A 22183-nucleotide genomic window follows, 5' to 3' on the forward strand; every position below is an offset into this window, starting at 1 on the left:
TATGTTGAATGTAGTTCGATGAGCAACTGTATGAAGTCGTTGGTACTTTGGCTCTGTATTTTAGAGTCTTATGTACCACTACGAACTTCAGCAGGGCGAGAGCGTGTTGCGAGTGAACTACGTTTGACATAACATGCTTACACATAAATTTGTGCAAATTGGTGAGACAAAAATTAAGCTGGCTTTTGACACCCGAATCAGTTATTAAGCTGAAATACCAGTCATCTTATTTAAACTTCGATTGTAACGCATCATAACCAGATTCTTTCGTTCGGATCTTCACCGCATTACGTATTTCATAACTGAAGATCTTTCCATCTCCCACTTCACCAGTGAATGCTGCTTCTTGAATTGCCCTAATCGTCTTCGCTTCCCATTCTTCCGAAGAAACTACGATTTCAAACTTAATTTTAGGAAGCATAACTATATCTAATTCTGTACCTCTTACATAGTGTTTATAACCACGTTGCGCTCCACACCCCATAACTTGGGATACTGTTATTCCATTCACTTCAATATCATTCAAAGCCTTCTTAACATCTTCTAACTTTTCTTCTCTTACAATTGCATCAATCTTAATTAACATATGCTAAACACTCCTCTCAAGAATCCAATCCTGTAAATGTTGGATATGCATTTTCTCCATGTTCTGAAATATCCAAACCAATTTGTTCTTCTTTCTCATTAACACGTAATGGCATAAAGATACGAATAATCCCAACACAAATCGCAGTTCCAATAAGGGCAATAAGAATTGTTACTAATATTCCAATAACTTGAGCAACGAATAGTTTGGTCTCACCAAAGATTAGTCCATTCCATCTAGCAACAGGATTTATTGAACTCTTTGCAAATATACCAGTCGCAATACCGCCCCAGATACCACCAATTCCATGACATCCAAAAGCATCTAAAGCATCATCAATCTTCAAACGATTCTTGATAAACTTAACTCCAAAATAACATATAGGACTTACCAAAGCACCAATTATGAATGAGGACCAAACTGGAACAAATCCAGCTCCTGGAGTAATTGCTACTAAACCAATTACTAATCCAGTTGATGCTCCTACTAATGTTGGCTTTCCTTCTTTAATATAATCAATTACCATCCATGATAATAGTGCTGATGCTGCCGATACTGCACTTGTTAAAAATGCATGAGCTGCTAACCCGTTTGCTGCTAAAGCACTACCTGAGTTAAATCCAAACCAACCAAACCATAAGATAGAAGCTCCTAATACAACAAACGGTATATTATGAATACGATAGATGTTATGCTCATAACCTTTTCTTCTGCCAAGTATCACCGCAAGCAATAATGCACTTACACCAGAACTAATATGAACAACATTACCACCTGCAAAATCTACAGAACCAATCTTTGCTAAGAATCCGCCTTCTCCCCAAACCATATGTGCCATCGGATAATATACAAGTATTGACCAAATTACGACAAATGTTAATAAAGCTTTGAATCTCATTCTACCAACCAATGCACCAGTAATAAGTGCAGGTGTAATAACCGCGAACATCATTTGGAATATTGCAAAAACCACATGTGGAATATTACTAGCATATGGACCCGCCTCCCAAGTTACACCTTCAAAACCAAACCAACGAAAATCACCAATGATACCTCCATGGTTTCCACCAAAAGCTAAGGAATAGCCAAACAAAACCCACATAACAATTGAAATTCCCATAATTGCCACACATGCCATCATCGTGTTTACTACATTCTTACGTTGTACTAAACCTCCGTAGAAAAATGCAAGACCTGGTGTCATGAAAAATACTAATGCACTACAAATTAATACATAAGCAATATCTCCTGAATTCATAATATCTCCTCCTTTTCTTTTCTCCAAAGCAACTAACTGCTCCACTACATTTATTCTTATGTATACTAGAATTTCTCATTGTGAAATCTAGTGTAACAACTTTGTAAGATACGCTTTGCGACTATCTTAATTGCTGCATTGGCCAGGTACAAGCAAACCGATATATGATTCGATACTCACAAACAAAAAAAGATGCCAAGGAATAACTCCTTGACATCTTTGTCATAATTGATTATATGAAAGCAATTAAAAAAAGCAATATATTTATAATCTTCTTAGCGTTTTATTAACAAACGCCTTGAGCAGTCATTGCATCTACTACCTTCTCAAAACCAGCGATATTAGCACCTACTACGTAATTACCTTCTGCGTTATAACGTTTTGCAGCATCGTCAAGGTTATGGAAGATGTTAACCATAATGTTCTTAAGTTTTGAATCTACTTCCTCGAAGGTCCAGCTTAATCTTTCGCTGTTTTGTGACATTTCAAGTGCAGATGTAGCAACACCACCAGCGTTAGCAGCTTTTCCTGGTGCGAATAATACTTTATTTGCTTGTAAATATTCTGTTGCATCTAATGTTGTAGGCATGTTAGCGCCCTCTGCTACAGCGATACAGCCGTTAGCAACTAATGCTTTTGCATCTTCTAATAATAATTCGTTTTGAGTTGCACATGGAAGAGCGATGTCACATTTAACGGTCCATACACCACGACCTTCATGATATTCTGAGTTTGGTCTGTAGTTTTTGTACTCTGTAAGTCTTGCACGTTTCACTTCTTTGATTTCCTTTAATGCTGCTAAATCAATTCCGTCTGGATCGTAAACCCAACCAGCAGAATCACTAACTGTAACAACCTTAGCACCTAATTCTTGTGCTTTTTGAGTAGCATAGATTGCAACGTTACCAGAACCAGATACAGCAACTACTTTATCTTTGATTTCAATTCCGTTACATTTTAGCATCTCATCTGTTAAATATAATAAACCATATCCAGTTGCTTCTGTTCTAGCCAAAGAACCACCGTATGATAATCCCTTACCAGTAAGAACGCCTTCATATAGTCCTCTAACTTTTTTGTATTGACCGAACATATAACCGATTTCTCTAGCACCAGTACCGATGTCACCCGCAGGAACATCTGTATCTGCTCCTATGTACTTACATAATTCAGTCATGAAGCTTTGGCAGAAAGCCATAATCTCTCTATCAGATTTACCTTTTGGATTAAAGTCTGAACCACCTTTACCTCCACCAATTGGAAGGCCTGTAAGTGAGTTCTTGAAGATTTGCTCAAAGCCTAAGAATTTAATAATTCCAAGATTTACTGATGGGTGTAAACGTAATCCACCTTTATATGGTCCGATTGAATTGTTGAATTGTACACGGTAGCCTCTGTTAACTTGCACTTGTCCTTTGTCATCAACCCAAGGTACTCTAAACATTAATTGTCTGTCTGGTTCTACGATTCTTTCTAAGATAGCATCTCTACGATACTTTTCTTCATTTTCTTCGATAACAGGTCTAAGAGAATCTAATACCTCTTTCACTGCTTGGTGGAATTCTTGTTGGCCTGGATCTTTTGCAACTACTGATTCAAAAACTTCATCAACGTAACCCATTCTTCATTCTCCTTTATTCTTATTCTAACATGTATTATAACTATTCAGCCCCAAGTTATTCACAGGTAATCTGAAAAGTTACGTGTTATCAACAAGGCAACTAGTAAAAGCATATGTTTTATCACGTCACTTCATTAAAGTACCAATAATAAAAATTTTTGTTCCTATATGGGTACCAAACTCCCATATATCTAGCTCCTTAGCTTTTTAATGCTTTTTTATTATATAATGTGAATTTAATAATTACAACATTTTTTTCAGAAAAAAAGTATAACTACTTACGAATAGAAGGGGGGGTGCTTGCTTTCTATAACAAAATTTCATACCTAAAAAAACCTGTAATTATACTATTTAGTTTTTTAAGAAAAGTGGTATAATATAAATCAGAAGCTTGCTGCTTCAAGGGATGAACAAATTGAAGGATCGTAACTTCGCAAAATACATAAGTTAACGATATATCTGACACAATACTTTCCTTAGTTAGTCACTTCACGTTCTTTCCACTAGACTTATACTATAACGGAGGCTTTCATGAGTCAAACATTAACACAATCAAAACTCTTCAAGTATTTCCAGGCGTTTGCCGGTACTTGCATCTTTGCAGTCGCAGTAAAATTGCTAATTGTACCACTAGGCTTATACAACGGTGGATCTCTAGGTTTCGCGCAGATCATCCGTACTTTGCTTATTGATTATGCACATATTAGTGTATTAAGCAAGATAGACTTAGCTGGTATTATTTACTTTATTATTAACGTTCCTCTCCTTGTACTTGCATACAAAGGTGTTGGCAAGAGTTTCTTTATCAAAACATTAATAGCAGTAATATCCCAGACGACATTCCTTACATTAATTCCTTCACCAACAACACCTATTATTGATGATACGTTGGCCGCTTGCTTAATTGGTGGTATCATATCTGGCTATGGTATTGGCCTTGCTCTAAGGGCTGGAGGTTCTACTGGTGGTCACGACATCGTGGGTGTTTATTTAGCGAAAAAGCATACGAACTTCAAAGTAGGACATGTCGCTATCATAGTAAATTTCGTGGTTTATAGCATCTGTGCACTTATGTTTGAAATTGATGTATTTATCTATTCCGTAATCTATGCAACTATCTCTGCCTTAATAATTGACCGTGTTCATTATCAAAACATCATGGTTAGTGTAATGATTTTCACAAAAGTAGAGGGATTGCAATTACCTATTATGCAGAAACTAAATCGAGGCGTAACCTATTGGACAGGCAGTGGTGCTTATACGAATGAGTCAACTCATGTTCTTGTAACTGCTGTTTCCAAGTATGAGATATCCTCATTAAAAAGGATTGTCCATGAATTAGATCCGCATGCCTTTACAATATTAAGTGAAAACACCTCCATTGATGGTAATTTTGTCAAAAAACTTTAGTTTATTAGTTTTTTGCTTTATTTAATTAAGCATATCGTACGTATTTTCTTCTTTTCTAAAGCGTCGATATATGTACTAATTTACAAATCAAATCTTATTTCTACTGTAACAACAAAAGAGGCTGTCGCAAAATGCAACAGCCTCTTTTTATTGGTTTACTACTCTCTTAATTAAATCTTGAATACTTTGGTTCGCAACCTTACTATATAATATTTCTCGTGCCTTTACAGGTTTATCTGTGATTATATTATCAACACCCATATTCTTTAATCGGTCCATCTCATTCTTAGTATTCACTGTCCACGCATGGATTTCCTTACCACGGCTATGGGCTTCTTTAACAACCCTTTGTGTTATAAAACTTGACTTCATACTAAAGAAATCGATATATTCTTTATCATAGAAATTTCCATAAACAACTGACATAATATAACCGGTCTTAAGATCAGGATTGAGTTTCTTAACATTAACAAGACTTTCATACGTTGCCGAAGTTATTACACATTGTCTTTCAAAACCGTATTGTTCAATTAGATTAACAACTTTTGTTTCAAGGTCTTGGCTATGTCCGTTTAACTTCAATTCAATATTGAGATTGATTTTACCTTTGCAATATTGTAATATTTCTTCTAATGTAGGAATCTTTGCATTCGCAAATTCTTTTGAGAACCAACTCCCCGCATCTAGTTCTAACACTTCATCATAAGTTAATTCCCAAATATATTTGTTAACACCTGTTGTACGTTTTAAACTTGGATCATGTAACAACACCACTGTTCCATCTTTTGTCTCTTGTACGTCTATTTCTGCATAATCAGCAAGTTCCTCAACTGCACTACTAATGGACTCCATAGTATTCTCAGGCGCAGATATAGAATTGCCTCTATGGGAGGTTATCTTAATTGGTGACAATGCATCTTCAGCACCAAACACACCGTTATAGAACAGGTTATAGAAGTAAATTGTATTTACTACAAACACAGCTGTAACCAAAACTCCTAATAAACGTTTTGTCTTATTCTTCGTTTCCCGATATTCTTTCGTTCTAAGAGCGCCAATCCTAACGTCTTCTCCATTTTCCTTCTTATAACGATAATACATTGCGGATATCACTGCCATGTTTGATAGCACGCCAATCATACCTAGGACAAGCAACACAAACAGGTTCACTTTATCAAGTATTGATAAAAACATTACTAGTACCAAAGAACTTTTCACAAAGACTACAACACCAGCAGCAATAAGAATCATCACAAGAAGATAAATAAAGAATAATGAGCCTGCAATCAATACGTTCCATACTAACAAATACCAAACGGTACGTAATTTTCGTCTTTTCATGAGTCGAATACTATTCTTAACTGAGGCTTTAAACCCTTTTCGTTCACCGACACAAAAATGGGATGTAAATAGGGACAGAATCGTTATCACGAAAATTATTAGAATTACAATACCTGCGATTAAGCGAAAATATTTGCTGTGAAATAACGTCTTTATTATGTAGCTAGGGATACTTGCATTGTTAGCGCTTAATATAATCAATAGACAATTTACGATTGGAACCATTACCACTACGTACAGCAGATACATAATTTTTCTTAATGATACGATACGTACCGTATTCACTACTCCAACAAACAACATATGCCTTGCTGATATTTTCTTACTCTCTCTACTACATTGAAAACAAGCAATTAACGCTCCTACTTCTATCGTTGCAAAGATTGCTAATAAAATCAGTAGTAATACGACCAGTATAATTGTTACCGGATTGGTAACAACGGCTAGTAGATTCTCTGTTGTAATATAACTGTACCCAGACTTTCCTAATACGAAGTTAAAACACAAACTTAGCAGAGGAAGCATAATTAATAGCGTTATAGTTTTATATAATAATGTAAATAGGAATAAACTCTTCCTATTATATTTAATTAACTGAATAGTTGATTTTATAATTCCTATCGGAGAAAACTCTCTAACTTTTGTTCTTAATTTTTCTTTCACTTCATTCATATTAACTACTCCATCTTATTTCCAATGACCTCAATGATTATCCATCATCTATGATCCTTGTACACTTGATATATTCTAACACATTCTCTCCTGAAATTAAACCTATTTGTTCATAACTAATTATTTAACTTTATATTAATCTTGCAATAACTTATCATAATTTATTAGATTATAAAGACATTAATTTTTCATTAATAGCTCATAATATCCAGATTTTATGATATAATATCAGTAAGTTCGTCCAACCTTAAATATCAAAGTTAGCCGAAAACTATATAAGTCCATGTAAATGGCTGAAAGGAGTACAAATGATTCATAAGAAAATGTTTTATACTAAGGGGATACGTAATTTAGCAAAGACATCATTATCGTTATCTTTAGTTGTCATGTTAACTTTATCTTCAAGTTTTGCTGCACAAGCTAAGACGCAAGAAAAATCCATTGTTGCAGGCACATCTACTACTATCACCTCTGACGAAAGACAGTCAAATTGGTCTTTTGACACTACTGCTAAAAACGCAGATGGGAAAGCGAAACAGTTGGCTGCCTTCTACGGTTGTACAAGTGTACAGTACGCTTTGATTCACAATGGGGAGATTGTAGTATCAGGCCAATCTGGTTTTGCTGATCGGGACAAAAAAAAGGCACCAACGAAAGATTCCATCTATGGTATAGGTTCCATCAGTAAGGTTTTTACCACTGTTGCTATCATGCAGTTAGTTGAAAAAGGTATCTTAGATCTTGATACACCGGTAGTAAACTATATTCCGGACTTTAAAATGGCGGACGAACGTTATAAAGATATCACCGTTCGGATGTTAATCAATCACTCTTCTGGCTTGATGGGAAATCTTGTTAATAACACAATACTTTTCTATGATCCCGATCCCATTAATACGGATAAGTTTCTTGAAAGCCTTAGCACACAACGCTTAAAAGCTGATCCTGGTAGTTTCAGTGTATATTCCAATGATGGTTTTACTTTGGCCGAAATATTAGTAGAGAGAGTTACAAAATCTTCATTTACAAACTATATCTATGATAACATAAGCAAACCATTAGGATTATCCAATACTAAGACTCCACAAAGTGGTTTTCCAAGGTTGCAACTGGCTAAAGCGTATTATGACGTAGATGCATTACCTGCTGACTATGCAAATTTCATTGGTGCAGGTGGACTATATTCCACTGCTGAAGACCTCTGTCGCTTCCTTGATATCTTCATGCATGATAATGAGGTCATAAGTGAAGATTCCGTAAAGGCAATGTCTAATCCAGAATACTTAAATGGCTTATGGGGTAATGATGGAGATAATATTATTAACTACGGACTTGGTTGGGATAGTGTTAAACTTTATCCGTTCTCTAATTACGATATTCAAGCATTTGCCAAAGGTGGCGATACCTATTCATACCATGGAAACGTTGTTACAATTCCAGGATACGACCTAGGTGTGGCGGTATTAACTTCTGGTGGTTCAAGTACGATAGACCAATTATTATGTAACTCTATTCTACTTAGTGCTCTTCAAGAAAATGGGGTAATCAAAGAACTTGTTAAAGATCCTACACCTTCTGCACCAGTTAAGACAACAATGCCCGATTCCTATAAGAGTTATGCTGGTTTTTATGCCAATGTAATGGAATCCTTTAATATTGAGTTTACAGAAGATAATTCCTTTATGATCAAATATAATAACGATTCAACTGGCATAGAATTTGTCTATACTGGGAATGGTGTATTCAAAGATAGTACTGGTTCTACCGAATATACATTCAAGAAACTAGCAAATGGGAAAACCTATCTGAATATAAAAGCTATTTCTAATATACCGGGTTTTCCAACTATCATACAGGATACCCTCTATGCCCAAAGACTTGATGACAATCCAGTTCCAGAAAGCGTCACAGCTGCTTGGAAAGCAAGAGAAGGAAAGAAATACTACATAATAAACGAGAAATACTCATCACAATTATATTTATCTGAATTATGTACTTCCTTTGAGTTCGATAATCTCAAAGAGGGATATTTCTATAACTTCACAATGGTTGATGAAAATACCTTAGAACAACGTCTCGAGTTACCTATGGCATTGGGACGTGATTTAACCGATATTAAGATGTATAGAGAAAATGGCACAGAATATCTAAAGGCAAATTCCTCAATAGCAATATCCGAAGATGCCCTTAAGAATCTGTCTTCTAAGAAATCCTTCAAGGTTGTAATTGATGATAATTCTTATGCTAAATGGTTTAAGATTCCTGCTTCCTATGCAAACAAGAAGATTAAAGTTACCATTCCTAAAAAGGCTGGGTTTGCTGTATATGATAACGAAGGCATTGTAGTTTTCCTATCAACAATTTCATCAAACAAAACAATTACTCTACCGGAAGGTGGCACAATTGTATTCTCAGGTAATGCAGGTTCAACTTTCTCAGTAAATTACAAGTAAGTAACAAAAAAAGACAATCAATTAAAGGTTATGTTTAAAGAGGTAGTTGCAAAACAGTGAAACACTCGTTTTGCAACTACCTCTTCTCTTATAAACCATGTTGATTGTCTTTTACTGATGTAAATGGATTGATAGCCTCACATGTATTATCACTCACTTACATCTGTGCATCAAACAGATTCTTAAGTTTATATACTACATCATCCGAGTCAGCGTTAATACTCGCAGCTTCATTAATTGATGATATCGTTTCAAGTGCTTCAATATCAGCATTATACCCAATGGTGTAAACAGGAATCTTATACGTCTTTAATATTCCTGTTATCTTTTTCATACTTAATCCTGAATTAGTTTCTCCATCACTTAACAAGAATAACATCAATTTGGTATCTGGATTTTTCGCCTTCTCTTCTAATAGCATATTCAATGCTACCGTTAACGCATCAAAAGATGCGGTTGCACCACCTTCTTGCAAATCCGTAACTGCTCCAGTGAATAAAGATCTTTGATTTAAGTCAAATTTTGCAATTGGTAAGTTAACATATACTTTACTATCATAACTTACAAGCCCTATACTATTTTCGCTATTTATATATTTAGAACCATTGATTAAAGAGGCCTTTAATTGGTTTAGAGGTTCTCCACTCATACTTCCAGAAACATCTGCGACAAAAACTGCAGTAATACTTCTTCCCGAATCTTTGTTTTCCTTCCACAATTTTTGAGCTGATATGATTGTTGAACCATCATACTCAGGGAAACTGCTCTTATAGTCATCCATACCATTGAATCCATATTTGGTAGCTAATTCTTGCGATTCTTTGGTTTCACAGTAGGAAACAAACAAATCCATTGCTTCCTTCTTATCCTTGCTTAATTTACCAATTGCATATAAGGGGTTATCATGTCTTACACCATAAGGGATAAACTCATACTGGGTTCTTAAATCTGTGTCATTCTTATATAATTGATATTCAATTATCATACCTGTTAACGAACCAGACTTAGCAGATTCTCTCATCTGTAATGTTGTATAGGCTACGAATGGAATATTAATCTGAAATTGTTGGAACCCTTCTATTGCTGTTTCGCTAAGAATATCCGATGAATCATATGCATTCAATGTTGATAGAAGAAAATTCATACCTGCTGAACTGGATAATGGATTAGTATACCCCATAGCAATTCTATTATCTGCTGTTGCCTGGGTGATTGTTTTCATATTCACTTCACCATAATTCTTAGTAATATCATTCGCAACAGATTTGGTTAGTAATACACCAGCAACATTACCTACCATACGGTCTGTAACTACTGAAATATCTGCACCTTCTGCTTCAATAATCTTACCCCACAAATCATTCGATGGTGTAAATGCATCTGGGAGGTATTTGCCTGAGATAATATAATCAGTTCCTAATCCAGAAGCAATCGAACGAACAGAAATCGCTACTGTTTTACCATCAATCTTGTTAGCTTGCTTATTAAACTCCTTAGCCATCGTTGATAACCAACTATCCGATTTCTCTCCTGCCTTTTCTGGAGAAGAGAATATCTCGATTACAACATCCGCATTACCTTCAACTGACAACGGATATTTTGAGATATCCGGAAGTTCTTCCTTAAGATCTGTCTCTTCTAATTCAACATTCGCTTTTCTTGCCGGAATATTGGATACATCAATTTTGTTTAAGTATTTCGCTAGTTTCTTATTCGCTTGATCTTCTGACATAACAGCCGTATCATCATTGGAATTCGTAGATGATATTACTGCGAATATTACACCAAATGCTATTAATGCGATAACAACAAACGCTAATATATTCTTTTTTTGCATTTTCTTTTCCCTTTCCCCTCAGTTCAACAACCATTATAACAATTGTTTCATATTGTTCACTACATCTTTAAATACTGCTAAATCATCGGAATCAGCTTGCGTACCATCGCTTAATTTAGATAATTGCATTAATAACTTATCAAATTCTAAAAGAATCGTTTCATTATCATTCACTTTTTCCCTTATGTAATTTACTTGCTCCATATAAACGGCATGTTTTTCTGCATTTCCTTTTTGATTAATCTGAGTAAATTCTTGCTGATCAAAGACTGATATGGCATTGATAATACTTTTTACATTGGAAAACAAAAGGTTTTCTACTTTACCAATCACATCCTTTAAACCATACGCATCTTCATCCTCCTCCTTGAATTTAATATAGATAATATTCTTTAAGGATTCTTTCTTCTTAAGTAATCTGGATATTTGATTCTTAGTTGTATTAATTTCATTATTCAGTATATTCTTATTCAATAACTCCGTTAATACCTCAATCATATCCTCCGGTTTATGAAGATCCTGTATAGAAAACTCATATTGCGCTTCTTTTGAATGTAAGAAACGGTAATTTCCATAAAAAAACAAAATCACACTCATGAGAAGTATTGTATAACCGAAAGCTCTCCTAATCGTAGTATCTTCACCTAGCATAATTCCCATAAAAGCATTGGAGAACGCAAAAATATTAACAATAGCTATTCCAAAATTAAGTAGACAAAGTTTTACCACTAATTTCTTGTTCATGTAAAAACCTCCTTATCTGATATAATGATACCTGTTTATTACAATACATGTCAATACACTTTTACATTTTCTTCATTTACATAGTATTTGTTCCTAGAATTATGAAACAACTTCAAATTGAGGAGGCTTCAAATTATCGCCATTTTCTTAAGATAACTACATTCATATACAAAAATAAGCTTACTTCACGGAATGCCATATGTGAACATGCATGTCCACATATAACACTGCTTAGCAAGCTTATCTTTATATTGCGTTTTATTTCATTGGCTTTCATAACATAGTCGTGTCGTTAATACGTATGTTACATCCGCTATTTACAAAGATTTTCTTTTAAAGAATTTCTTTAAGTTCATCTAACTGTAATTCTTTCGTTGGTGCAAAAGAATCCGATAACATATAATTTACTACACTCTCTGCAAAGTGTTGTACTTCAATATGATCATAGATTTCATACAAACGGCTTGTACAAACCATAAGGTTACCATTCTTAACATTAGCCTCGAATAATAGTCCTAATTTATGATTTCTCTCAATGTTATCAATCATCTGAACGATTGGACGATACTGGGCATTTGTCTCATCAAGTATTGCCATATCCGCATGACTAACAATATGATACCATTGTGGCGTTGAATAGAATTCGCATGGGAATTGTTTTAGGGCATCATGCTCTTGATTATTAAGTAATCCCATAGTACCTACAGGTTCCGGCTTCTTCATCCATTCAGAAATTGATCGAAACATTGGGTAACACCAAAAGTCTGAGCAATAGAAACCTTCGATGCTCTTTGTTACCTTGTTAGGAAGATATAAAACATTCGCTCCTTCTTCTAGCAAGGTAGAAGCTCGATCAAAGTCTCTTGTTATCCACACCTTCTTACCATCTCGTTCAATACAGCTATCCTTTTCTAAGTCTTCTCTTGTAAGAACCGGATTACTAATTGCTGGATAACACCATAAATCGTAATCTTTATCTATACTCGTTCCTTCTGAGAACAGATGTAATTTCATCTTGGTTATAGTTTTAACTGTCGGCATAGTGAACATTACGGTTCCTAAATCCGCAAGTCCAGATACCTTGTTATCAACTTTAATGGCACCTTTTTCTATAACCTGATCTTCTGTGTGTACTTCCCATATAATCTCATCTGCTGTGAAGGCCTCATCTTTGAAGTAACTTAACTTAATATCAAAGGTAACCATCTCTCTTGCTTGATATATATAAGTAGGAATTCTAGCTAACACTACTTCATCATTACAGTAACTTCTCCATTCCTTAGCAGTTACCATCCCCTTAGAATCCATGAATGCATCTAAGATACCAACAAGCGCCGTTCCTTGTCCTGAGAAATCTTGCAGATCAAGTAATTGAAATCCCGCCAGATTACCAGAAGCAAAGGCTGCCTCCAACTCTTCCTTATAACATGCAACTGCCAGTTTTCCTGTAGCTTCAAAATACTGGTTCGCTAAATCTCCCAAACCTTTTTCTTCTAATCTCTCACGAAAGATTCCAAAGTTCTCAGCTTTTAACACCCCTGTATATTTGTCCATCTCTTTAAAATTAGGATACATCGCATATTGACCGATCTCATGGGACACTACTGGTATATGGGAAACTAATTCTTCGCCTTCCTCATTCATCTCAACAGTCTTTGTTCCTGTTCCATATTGAATCTCTATTGTTTTCTTTGCACTACCTGTTTTGCTATCCTCCGTTTCCTTTGGAAGAATTACATCATCATAATCTTTACAAGTACCTGGCATAGTCATCTGTACATGACCTAATGGTGCATCACACATACCATAAGAACCTCGGAATAGACGAGTCTTACTAAAACGTACCCCACTGAAGAAATCATCTTCAGGTATAATTACTGGTGCATGTTGAAAGTTGTTCGATCCTTGCGTATAGAGTGGTCTTGGGTCACGTCTCTTATAATTGCGAATAATCTCGCCCATCTTCTCCTTACTACCCCAAAGTTCATTACCAAGAGACATCATAACGTAAGATGCATGGTTTCCATAGTTATCAAGCATACGTTCACCTTCGCGAATTAGATACTGTTGCTCTTCCTCATTATGATTTTCGTAACTTTCATCTGTTAACGTTCCCCAGAATGGTAATTCTGGTTGCATATAGATTCCTAATAAATCAGCTGCTGTAAATGCTGCTTCTGGTGGACAACAAGTATGATAACGATAGTGATTAATTCCATAACTTTTCGAAATCTTTAGTACACGAATCCACTCTTTTACTGTGGTTGGCGCTGCACCTGTTAATGGGAAGATAAGACCATCATGCTTTCCTCTTAAGAATGTCTTAGTTCCATTGATCGTAAAGTGATATCCTTCTGACGAGAACTTACGTAGTCCAGTAAACACTGTCATAACTTCCTGATTATCTACATCGGTAATTTCTAATTCATAACAAACAGGTGAAAACTCACTCCATAATTTAGCATCTTCTCCAATTATATAAGTAAGATCTACTACATTCTCACCCGGATTTACATTTATTGAATAAGATACTTCACTAACCTGATTACCTGATTGGATTGAATCGTTCTCATCAAGGTATTTCTCTACTGCTTTTATATGGAATGTACTCTTAGCAATGGTATTTGTCTCATTCTCAATTGTAGTATGTAGACGGAATGCCTTCGTCTCTACCTCAGAAAATACTTGTACCTTTCGCACATAGATCTGATTATATACCTGTAATTCTAATCTGCCAGTAATACCATTCCAATTTGTTTGTGTATCTGGAGAAGTTAAATGCCCCCCTTTAGTCGGATAGTCGGTATTACTTACTAGTACAGTCAATGTAAAGGTTTCTTTCTCTATAAATTCTGTTAAATCATATGTATGAGGTGTCGATAAACTATCCCCCTCACCAACATAGATTCCATCAATCCAAACTTTAGTCAAACGCGTTCTCTCTAAAAAAAGAACCATCTTCTTACCAAGATCAGCTGATGAGATGGTAACTTCTTTAGAAAACCATGCAAAACCTTCAAAAGGATAAACTTGTGTTAAGCAACCCTCCTCACGGTTTAAGTTAATCTCCCCCTTCTTACTAAGCGCAGTTGTAGAAGGTAACTCAATCGTATCTTGTAAACTTGCTTGATATAGTGCTTTTTCTATACCAACCTTGTCTGTATCTAACTCAAAATTCCATAATCCACTTAGATTATATTTCTTAATCATATCCATCCTCCGATTACTGTAGATTATCCGTAACTATTTAATACACCCCAAGAAGGACATAGTCCGAATCGTTGCAATATGCCTGATTGTATTATATCAAAGTTATTCTGTTGTGAGTACAATGGAAACTAGACCTTCGTCATGTACTTATTAGACTTTGTATTGCATCTAATTTATTACGGATATTTCACAATATTTAATAACAAGGCCTTCCTATCCCGAATAAGATACCATAGACAGAAATAAAAGGAGCGATTTTATGTCTATTCTATATGCTTCCTTACTAAACAATAATATTTTGTTAATTAATCTGGTAATTACAAGTAGTTGCCTAATAATTGTACTTTTAATACAGTATCTCACAAAGAAAGCACGTATGTATTCCACCTTGCCAATAAAAGAATCTCTAGAATCTAAAGCTACCACTGAAAAAGAGCTTCCAAGTGTAGGAATGCAAACAATTATTCAGCAAATCCCTTTCGACTTAGAAGTGTATGGTCTTATATATAATATGAAGTACGATTTCTTCACCAATACGAATTCTTGTAAGAAAAGAATCTTTGGTGCTTGTAGATTATATGATGAATCTGCCGCTCCACTTGGTGTAATTATTGATATTGAGAATATATATTTTGACTATAACAATAAGCATTGGCTAATTCAACTACAAAAGGGACAATACGGTTTAGCTAGTGGAGGGGAAATTAGCGTATATCAAACTACTTTAGATTCTATCTTCATATCAGGATATTTTCATGGAAGTTTCTATGAGTGCAATACAGATGAAGACCCTTTATTAGTATCGTATTCTATTATGAATAGAAATGACGTTTTCCTAACAAGAAAAAGTAGTTCCTGGTGTGTGAACAGTTATCGTTTAGGAAGTTTTTCAGAACCCGAGGATCTTACCATGCACATTCGTATCACATTTCCTACATTAGGTATGTGCCAAGCATTCTATGATGCATTAATTGAACTCGGTTATGAAGCTGAGGCGATTACAACACGTCACAATACAATCTACTTTATCTTCGATGAACCAAAATCACCACAACCACTCACTCGTAACATCTTGACAACGTATATCATGCAAAAAAATAACTTTTCGTATATAACTGCCTATGATTACATCACACAGGATTATTCGGAAACCTTCTCAAAATTAGCTTATCTAAAAAATTATTTTCCCGAGATGTATCAGGAGATCATAAAGATAGGGCAACCTGCAGAGATGTATGATGATTACACACAGATTGCCAACTATCTAAGTCATACTAAAGAGGGCAATTCTTGATTGATTACCTAGGTGCTCCCATTGGATTTTCATCTATACTTGAATCATATACCACAACTCCATTAATTATAGTATATAAAGTTTTGGTGAACACCTCCATCGGATTTCCATCAAATATAGCTATATCTGCATCTTTACCTACTTCAATGCTGCCAAGTCGGTCATCTACACGACAGATTTCGGCAGCATTAATAGTAATTGCCTTTAAACCTTCTTTCAGATCAAGACCTGCGCGCACAGCCAAACCAGTACAAATTGGAAGTGCTTCAATCCTTGTTACGGGATGATCCGTGGTAATAGATACTAATACCCCCTCCTTATTCAAAATTCCTGCTGTCCGGAATGTAAGGTTTTGTACTTCTATCTTATCTCTTGAAACTAAAGAAGGGCCTACAATTGCAGGATACCCTGATTCTACTATCTGTTTTGCTACTAGATGTCCTTCACTACAATGGTCAAGTGTAAGATCTAAATCAAATTCTTTGGCTATCCTAATCGCTGTCATTATATCATCCGTTCGATGGACGTGTGCCTTGAGAGGTATCTTCTTTTCAAACACTGGTATCCAACATTCATAATGATAATCTTCTTCAAATTCCTCGTTGCTATTCTTTGCTCTTTTCTTTCTATCTATATATTGCTTTGCTTTACACAATTCTTCACGAAGCATTGCTCCAATCGCCATTCTTGTCTGCGGCGATTTTCCTTGATCACTATAGTTCTTCTTCGGATTCTCTCCAAATGATATTTTCATAGCAGCAGGATTTTTAACTATTGTTTCATCAATTACTCTTCCATATGTCTTCATCACTAAAAATTGCCCACCCACTACATTCGAACTACCGGGTCCTACCATTACTGCCGTTATCCCCGCATGAACAGCTTCCGCAAAAGCTGCATCCATAGGATTAATCGCATCAATTGCACGCAAATATGGTGTAATTGGATTGCAAGTTTCATTGCTATCATCTCCCTCGAAGCCTTTCTTCTCTTCCGTGATACCAATATGACAATGGGATTCGATTATTCCCGGCATAACCCAATTACCTTTTGCATCAATAACTTGTAATTCTCCATCATCTTCAACTTTGATTGCTTTTCCTATATCTTTAATCTTACCTTGATTGATAAGTACACAACCATTCTCCAAGATTACTCCTGCCATTGTCATAATTTTTCCGTTTTTTATAAGCAACATAAATATTGCTCCTTCCTTAATCTGAACAAAGAGATTTCCAAGGATAGTATTTCCTTGGTTTGCTAGATTATACCCAATCACTTGGATTAATGAATGATATACGAAATTATGGTAATACTACTAAAGTATTTTTCTGTAGAAATACTATGGTTGAGAGAATGTTATTGCGAAATTCTTCCCCAGATCAACATTACAAAGAGTTTTGCAAACACCAATAATATAATTTAAAGAAAGGAGCCATGTACACTGCTCTCTTTCAACCTATCTATTAGAGCAGTATCGCAGGTAAACTTGCGATATACATGGATATCAATATGAAAGCAACAGTAGATCAAGACGGATGCATTAGCTGCGGAGTATGCGTTAGTGTATGTCCTGAAGTATTCTCATTCAATGATAATGATGTTTCGGAAGCTATTGAAGGTGATATTCCTGAAGAATGCATTGAAGCTGCTAAGGAATCCCGTGATAGTTGTCCTGTTAGTGTAATATCTATTACAGACTAATATATCAATTGATTATCAATAAAAAAAACAATTTTCTTTCACTGCTAGTTAACTAACAGTGACATGAAAATTGTTTTTTTATATTTCTCTTATGATAATCTTTTCTAATTAAATACTCATTGTTTTGACTTTACTTCCACTCTTTGCATCCTGGTACTAGTAACTCCGATTTTACTATAATGCACAATTATTAATGCAAAAGGTATTACATATTGCATGATAAGATTCCATTTTACTAAAATAGTATTGTATAAGTATTCAACATCAAACTGTGTTCTACAAAGTACTAATGCTAAATAATAGATGAACACTGCAAAAGGAATATATAAGAACTTCATCTTTCTTACCGAACATGCCCATTTAATGCAACGCATTGAAATACTAGCATAGAGACAGATTCCTAAGAAATCGGATAAAAACATAATAATGATTAATATTGCCTCGAAATGTTCTAGAATATTCAACACCGATATTCCTTTCATAGCTACATAAAAAGGTGTCGATATCATAGCTGACGCATTATTTCCTACAAGACTAAAAGTTACAACTGTAACAAGAATTAGCAAAACAAGAAAAAGCGCAATCGTCGCTATTAGAAAACGCGCAATCAGTTTACCACTTTTGCTATGATCTTTTACACTATCTCCATAGATTAATATCAAGAACAAATTACCCGCTGCTGCGATTATATAACCTGCTTGTCCACATAATTCTGAAAACGTTAACGTATTAGCAACCTTAATATAATCTAATCTAATGTTTGGTATTGCACTTAGTATATAGATAAACAGAATAATTAACATCGGTACAAGTACAAATTCCGCAAATCGAAAGATTGTTTTTATCCCACGTAAGAAAGCATAGAGAACTAATATCATCATTGTGACAAAGAATACTTGTTCACGTGTATTGGACATAATGGAGGATTGAAGATTTAACGTATATTGCCACACCTTTGTGCTTAATACAACAAATGACCAAATACCATAGAAAGCAATTAATACTTTTGCAACTGCACGTCCAAAAAGTTCTACTAGTATCTCATAGAAATTATAGTGCGGATAGGCTTTCATGAAGACTACAATCAATAATGCCAATGGTATTAGCGCGACAAGAGAAAGTATTACACTAATACCTGCGCTGCTACTATTACCCACTGCTAAATCTGCCGGTATTAGTGTCAGAATAGGTGTTATCGAAATCGCTAAGAACATATAAAATAACTGCCTGAATGTAATAACTTTTTTCATAGACACGACCTACCTTCTACTATCCTGTGGGATAATGTATAAGATTCCATAACACTATTACCATAAGGATTCCCGGTGTAATAGATGCCTAGAGCAATTGCTGCTAAACTGAAAACTAAGAACAGGTATAATTTCTTCTTATCGTTTACTAACTCTTTTCCTTTCCTTATTAAAGCAGCAATGATTATAATAACAAATATATATAACATCTCTACCTCCACTCCTCTAACACACTTGACTTGGTTACTCTCGATTCAATTGTGTAATCAAACTTTGTAAACTGAAGAAAATCACCTTTGTGATTGCGTAGAGCATTCCATATTGTAGTATTATTTTCAAGAATATCACTTAGATGAAACATATCAACATTAATTGTTTGAGAGGCAGATACTGCTTGCTCAAGCAGCTTAATCATATACAGCGTTTGTTCTTCTTTGATCTTCTCCCTTATCTCGTTATTCATCACTTGATTTGGATAAGATATACTACGTAGTACACTATCAAATCTTAATTGGACATTAATATGAATACTATTTGATTGTAGACTTGGTGTCAAAACAGTTTTCACATTGTGAAGAGTCAATCCACTACCGCTTGGGAGGTAGATCGGACAACTCTTAACAATCCCTTTCAACAAATCAACTCCTAAGGAGGTGTCCTCGTCTAGATAAGCAACTAACTTATTATCATAGAACGCAGCATACCCACTCATTCCAAGCTTTTTATCTTCATAATTAATATATGGTATAACTGTACTTGATTTTCCGCCTTCAATCCCCTCAAATATCCATAAAACTGTATTCTCATTCCTAGTAATAGAATCCAAACGTTTTGAAACCATGGTCTTTAAATCATCTTGAATCATTTCTTTTTCTTCTTTGGCATCTTTAATTATAGTCGCTGCATCTTCTTCCTTAATAACATACATCAAAGCATTTATTTTAATTGTCTCGTCTGAAATCAAGAACCGAACAGTCTCATCTATTCCATGTTCCGCAAGCCCCTGACCAATTAGAAAAAAGTTGGTAAACGCGTAAGAAAGATCTTTCTTATTCTCTTTTTTAAGTTGTTCAAACGCCTCAAAAAGGGTATCTCCTTTTGCTTCAATTGTCTCTAGGTCTTCGTTAATAGTCTCCGAACCACCAATCCCATATAAGGCTGAGATGCTATACTGATTATCAATAAAATCAATTCCCAAAACCCTAATCATATCAATCTCATTAATTTCTTTTTTATTAAAATCTTTAGAACAGCCGCCCATTGCAAAGCAAAGCAATAGGAGGCCTATTCCTAATATAATCTTTTTCATAGGCACCTCCTACTTTTGCTTTCTATGGTTATCCCTTGCAATTCCTTCAGGTCGATATTTGAAGTAACGTACAGGAAAACGGAATAACGTATCTTTATGAGTTTTATGCTCTGCATCAACGAATGGTGATAGATAAGCAACTCCATAATTATCCAAACTGCATAAATGGATAATTATTAAGGTAATACCAATAACTATACCGAAAAACCCAAAGAATGTTGCTAATAATGCGATACCAAATCGTAGAACACGTACTGCGTTAGCTAAATCCTGATTTGGCAACGTAAAACCTGCTATTCCAGTGAACGCAATTACGATTACAACAGCAGGTGATATCAGGTTAGCCGATACTGCTGCTTGGCCTACTACCAAACCACCTACAATAGACATAGCTTGACCTACTGTTTTTGGCAATCGTAAGCCTGCTTCAATTATAATTTCGAATGATAATAACAAACCAAATACTTCAACTGCCGAAGAAAACGGTACATTTACCTTAGCATTCTGTATCGAAAGTGCTTGCTCTATCGGTAACATCTGGTGTTGAAAAGTCGTTATTGCAATATATAGCCCTGGCAATATTATTGTCAGAATAAACGCCAGATATCTTATGGTACGTAAACAGCTACCTATTACAAAATTCTCAGCATAATCCTCTGGAGATTGCATTAAAATCGGAAATTGGCATGGTAAGATATATACAAAAGGCATGCCATCTATAATTAAAGCAACACGTCCGTCCGTTAAATTAGAAGAACAACGATCTGGCCTTTGTGTGTACATAACTTGTGGAAAGATGCTACTACGATTACTCGATATGAATTCCTCTATAAATGCAGGGGTAGGGGTGTTATCAATGTCAATCTTCTTAATAGCCTTCTTAAGTTGCTCTACATTCTCCATATCTACAATATTACTTAGATAAGCAATTGCAATATCTGCTCGGTTCACTCGTCCTACCGTCATCTGCTCAATAACCAGATATCTAGAACGAATTCTTCTCCTTATTAATGCTGTATTCGTACGAAGTACTTCAATGAAGCAATCCTTTGCTCCTTTCATTACCCCTTCATCAGAAGGTTCCGATACCGACCTCTTATCAAAACCTCTTACATCAAAGAGGATAGCATCATGCAACTCATCAAATATCAAACCAGCCATTCCACTCATTACGCCTTGGATTAGCTGATCCATATCTTTTACTTTAGAAGCAAATCCGTGATATGCCATTCCGGTAAACAAAGCATCATACAGTTCTTGCTGGTTTTTACATTCTCTTACTGCAGTATTATCTGCAAATGGTCGTAGAATTGCTTGGTCAAAAACAGCACTATTTACTAACCCGTCTACACAAAAAATATGCATAGGAACTTTATATTTAGCGGTTTTTATTTCACGAACTAATACATCTCCACTTTTAGTGAATAAATTCTTTAAGTATTGCGATTCAATTAATTGTTGCAAAACCATTCTCCCTTTCGAATGAATAATAAA

Annotated in this window: 16 protein-coding genes; 4 read left to right on the forward strand and 12 right to left on the reverse strand. The window is 35.1% G+C overall.

The genetic code is table 11. The features are described from left to right. Positions 1-226: 226 nt before the first annotated feature. From BUB90_RS17755 to gdhA, 3 genes are all read right to left on the reverse strand, one after another. Positions 227-586, reverse strand: coding sequence for a P-II family nitrogen regulator (locus tag BUB90_RS17755; RefSeq protein WP_073289827.1), 360 nt, complete (start codon positions 584-586; stop codon positions 227-229). Positions 587-602: 16 nt separating this feature from the next. Then, positions 603-1844 (reverse strand): ammonium transporter, encoded by a 1242-nt coding sequence (locus tag BUB90_RS17760; RefSeq protein WP_073289829.1) that lies wholly within the window; start codon positions 1842-1844, stop codon positions 603-605. A gap of 286 nt (positions 1845-2130) precedes the next feature. After that, positions 2131-3465, reverse strand: coding sequence for an NADP-specific glutamate dehydrogenase (gene gdhA, locus BUB90_RS17765; RefSeq protein WP_073289832.1), 1335 nt, complete (start codon positions 3463-3465; stop codon positions 2131-2133). A 531-nt stretch (positions 3466-3996) separates the two neighbouring features. Here gdhA and BUB90_RS17770 point away from each other — a divergent pair. Further along, complete coding sequence (locus BUB90_RS17770) at positions 3997-4875, forward strand: YitT family protein (protein ID WP_073289834.1); 879 nt, start codon at positions 3997-3999, stop codon at positions 4873-4875. 147 nt (positions 4876-5022) lie between these two features. On the opposite strand, the gene BUB90_RS17775 is transcribed toward BUB90_RS17770, so the two are convergent. Further along, on the reverse strand, positions 5023-6888 hold the full coding sequence (locus tag BUB90_RS17775; RefSeq protein ID WP_073289836.1) for a glycerophosphodiester phosphodiesterase: 1866 nt from the start codon (positions 6886-6888) through the stop codon (positions 5023-5025). A gap of 308 nt (positions 6889-7196) precedes the next feature. On the opposite strand from BUB90_RS17775, the gene BUB90_RS17780 reads away from it, so the two are divergent. Continuing rightward, positions 7197-9341: a serine hydrolase domain-containing protein gene (locus tag BUB90_RS17780; RefSeq protein ID WP_084139354.1), complete on the forward strand. Its 2145-nt coding sequence runs from the start codon at positions 7197-7199 to the stop codon at positions 9339-9341. 157 nt (positions 9342-9498) lie between these two features. On the opposite strand, the gene BUB90_RS17785 is transcribed toward BUB90_RS17780, so the two are convergent. The 3 genes from BUB90_RS17785 to BUB90_RS17795 all read right to left on the reverse strand — a co-directional run bounded on the left by BUB90_RS17785 (position 9499) and on the right by BUB90_RS17795 (position 15132). Next, positions 9499-11178: a vWA domain-containing protein gene (locus BUB90_RS17785; protein WP_073289839.1), complete on the reverse strand. Its 1680-nt coding sequence runs from the start codon at positions 11176-11178 to the stop codon at positions 9499-9501. 33 nt (positions 11179-11211) lie between these two features. Further along, positions 11212-11922, reverse strand: coding sequence for a hypothetical protein (locus tag BUB90_RS17790; RefSeq protein WP_073289842.1), 711 nt, complete (start codon positions 11920-11922; stop codon positions 11212-11214). Between the two features lie 333 nt (positions 11923-12255). Next, positions 12256-15132 carry a sugar-binding domain-containing protein gene (locus tag BUB90_RS17795; protein ID WP_073289845.1) on the reverse strand — a complete coding sequence of 959 codons (2877 nt, stop codon included), beginning with the start codon at positions 15130-15132 and terminating at the stop codon, positions 12256-12258. A gap of 259 nt (positions 15133-15391) precedes the next feature. On the opposite strand from BUB90_RS17795, the gene BUB90_RS17800 reads away from it, so the two are divergent. Further along, positions 15392-16426, forward strand: a complete 1035-nt coding sequence (locus BUB90_RS17800) for a DUF4474 domain-containing protein (RefSeq protein WP_073289847.1) — start codon at positions 15392-15394, stop codon at positions 16424-16426. A gap of 4 nt (positions 16427-16430) precedes the next feature. On the opposite strand, the gene BUB90_RS17805 is transcribed toward BUB90_RS17800, so the two are convergent. Next, positions 16431-17624 carry an amidohydrolase gene (locus tag BUB90_RS17805; RefSeq protein WP_073289849.1) on the reverse strand — a complete coding sequence of 398 codons (1194 nt, stop codon included), beginning with the start codon at positions 17622-17624 and terminating at the stop codon, positions 16431-16433. A 314-nt stretch (positions 17625-17938) separates the two neighbouring features. On the opposite strand from BUB90_RS17805, the gene BUB90_RS17810 reads away from it, so the two are divergent. Next, positions 17939-18130 (forward strand): ferredoxin, encoded by a 192-nt coding sequence (locus BUB90_RS17810; RefSeq protein ID WP_073289966.1) that lies wholly within the window; start codon positions 17939-17941, stop codon positions 18128-18130. Between the two features lie 116 nt (positions 18131-18246). Here the strand turns inward: BUB90_RS17810 and BUB90_RS17815 are convergent, their stop codons facing one another. Genes BUB90_RS17815 through BUB90_RS17830 form a run of 4 tightly spaced genes read right to left on the reverse strand, consistent with a single transcriptional unit; the run spans position 18247 to position 22153 of the window. Beyond that, positions 18247-19380, reverse strand: a complete 1134-nt coding sequence (locus BUB90_RS17815) for a GerAB/ArcD/ProY family transporter (RefSeq protein ID WP_073289851.1) — start codon at positions 19378-19380, stop codon at positions 18247-18249. Then, on the reverse strand, positions 19377-19589 hold the full coding sequence (locus BUB90_RS17820; protein WP_073289853.1) for a hypothetical protein: 213 nt from the start codon (positions 19587-19589) through the stop codon (positions 19377-19379). Before BUB90_RS17820 ends, BUB90_RS17815 begins: the two co-directional genes overlap by 4 nt. Positions 19590-19591: 2 nt before the next feature. After that, positions 19592-20689, reverse strand: coding sequence for a Ger(x)C family spore germination protein (locus tag BUB90_RS17825; protein WP_073289855.1), 1098 nt, complete (start codon positions 20687-20689; stop codon positions 19592-19594). A 9-nt stretch (positions 20690-20698) separates the two neighbouring features. Then, complete coding sequence (locus tag BUB90_RS17830) at positions 20699-22153, reverse strand: spore germination protein (RefSeq protein ID WP_170865528.1); 1455 nt, start codon at positions 22151-22153, stop codon at positions 20699-20701. Positions 22154-22183 lie beyond the last annotated feature (30 nt).

The sequence above is a fragment of the Anaerosporobacter mobilis DSM 15930 genome (genome assembly GCF_900142955.1).
GTDB classification, from domain to species: domain Bacteria; phylum Bacillota; class Clostridia; order Lachnospirales; family Lachnospiraceae; genus Anaerosporobacter; species Anaerosporobacter mobilis.

Excerpts from the sequence above, each read along its gene's own strand:
- BUB90_RS17755 (WP_073289827.1), bottom strand. The coding sequence starts at position 586 with ATGTTAATTAAGATTGATGCAATTGTAAGAGAAGAAAAGTTAGAAGAT.
- BUB90_RS17760 (WP_073289829.1), bottom strand. The coding sequence starts at position 1,844 with ATGAATTCAGGAGATATTGCTTATGTATTAATTTGTAGTGCATTAGTA.
- gdhA (WP_073289832.1), bottom strand. The coding sequence starts at position 3,465 with ATGGGTTACGTTGATGAAGTTTTTGAATCAGTAGTTGCAAAAGATCCA.
- BUB90_RS17770 (WP_073289834.1), top strand. The coding sequence starts at position 3,997 with ATGAGTCAAACATTAACACAATCAAAACTCTTCAAGTATTTCCAGGCG.
- BUB90_RS17775 (WP_073289836.1), bottom strand. The coding sequence starts at position 6,888 with ATGAATGAAGTGAAAGAAAAATTAAGAACAAAAGTTAGAGAGTTTTCT.
- BUB90_RS17780 (WP_084139354.1), top strand. The coding sequence starts at position 7,197 with ATGATTCATAAGAAAATGTTTTATACTAAGGGGATACGTAATTTAGCA.
- BUB90_RS17785 (WP_073289839.1), bottom strand. The coding sequence starts at position 11,178 with ATGCAAAAAAAGAATATATTAGCGTTTGTTGTTATCGCATTAATAGCA.
- BUB90_RS17790 (WP_073289842.1), bottom strand. The coding sequence starts at position 11,922 with ATGAACAAGAAATTAGTGGTAAAACTTTGTCTACTTAATTTTGGAATA.
- BUB90_RS17795 (WP_073289845.1), bottom strand. The coding sequence starts at position 15,132 with ATGATTAAGAAATATAATCTAAGTGGATTATGGAATTTTGAGTTAGAT.
- BUB90_RS17800 (WP_073289847.1), top strand. The coding sequence starts at position 15,392 with ATGTCTATTCTATATGCTTCCTTACTAAACAATAATATTTTGTTAATT.
- BUB90_RS17805 (WP_073289849.1), bottom strand. The coding sequence starts at position 17,624 with ATGTTGCTTATAAAAAACGGAAAAATTATGACAATGGCAGGAGTAATC.
- BUB90_RS17810 (WP_073289966.1), top strand. The coding sequence starts at position 17,939 with ATGAAAGCAACAGTAGATCAAGACGGATGCATTAGCTGCGGAGTATGC.
- BUB90_RS17815 (WP_073289851.1), bottom strand. The coding sequence starts at position 19,380 with ATGAAAAAAGTTATTACATTCAGGCAGTTATTTTATATGTTCTTAGCG.
- BUB90_RS17820 (WP_073289853.1), bottom strand. The coding sequence starts at position 19,589 with ATGTTATATATATTTGTTATTATAATCATTGCTGCTTTAATAAGGAAA.
- BUB90_RS17825 (WP_073289855.1), bottom strand. The coding sequence starts at position 20,689 with ATGAAAAAGATTATATTAGGAATAGGCCTCCTATTGCTTTGCTTTGCA.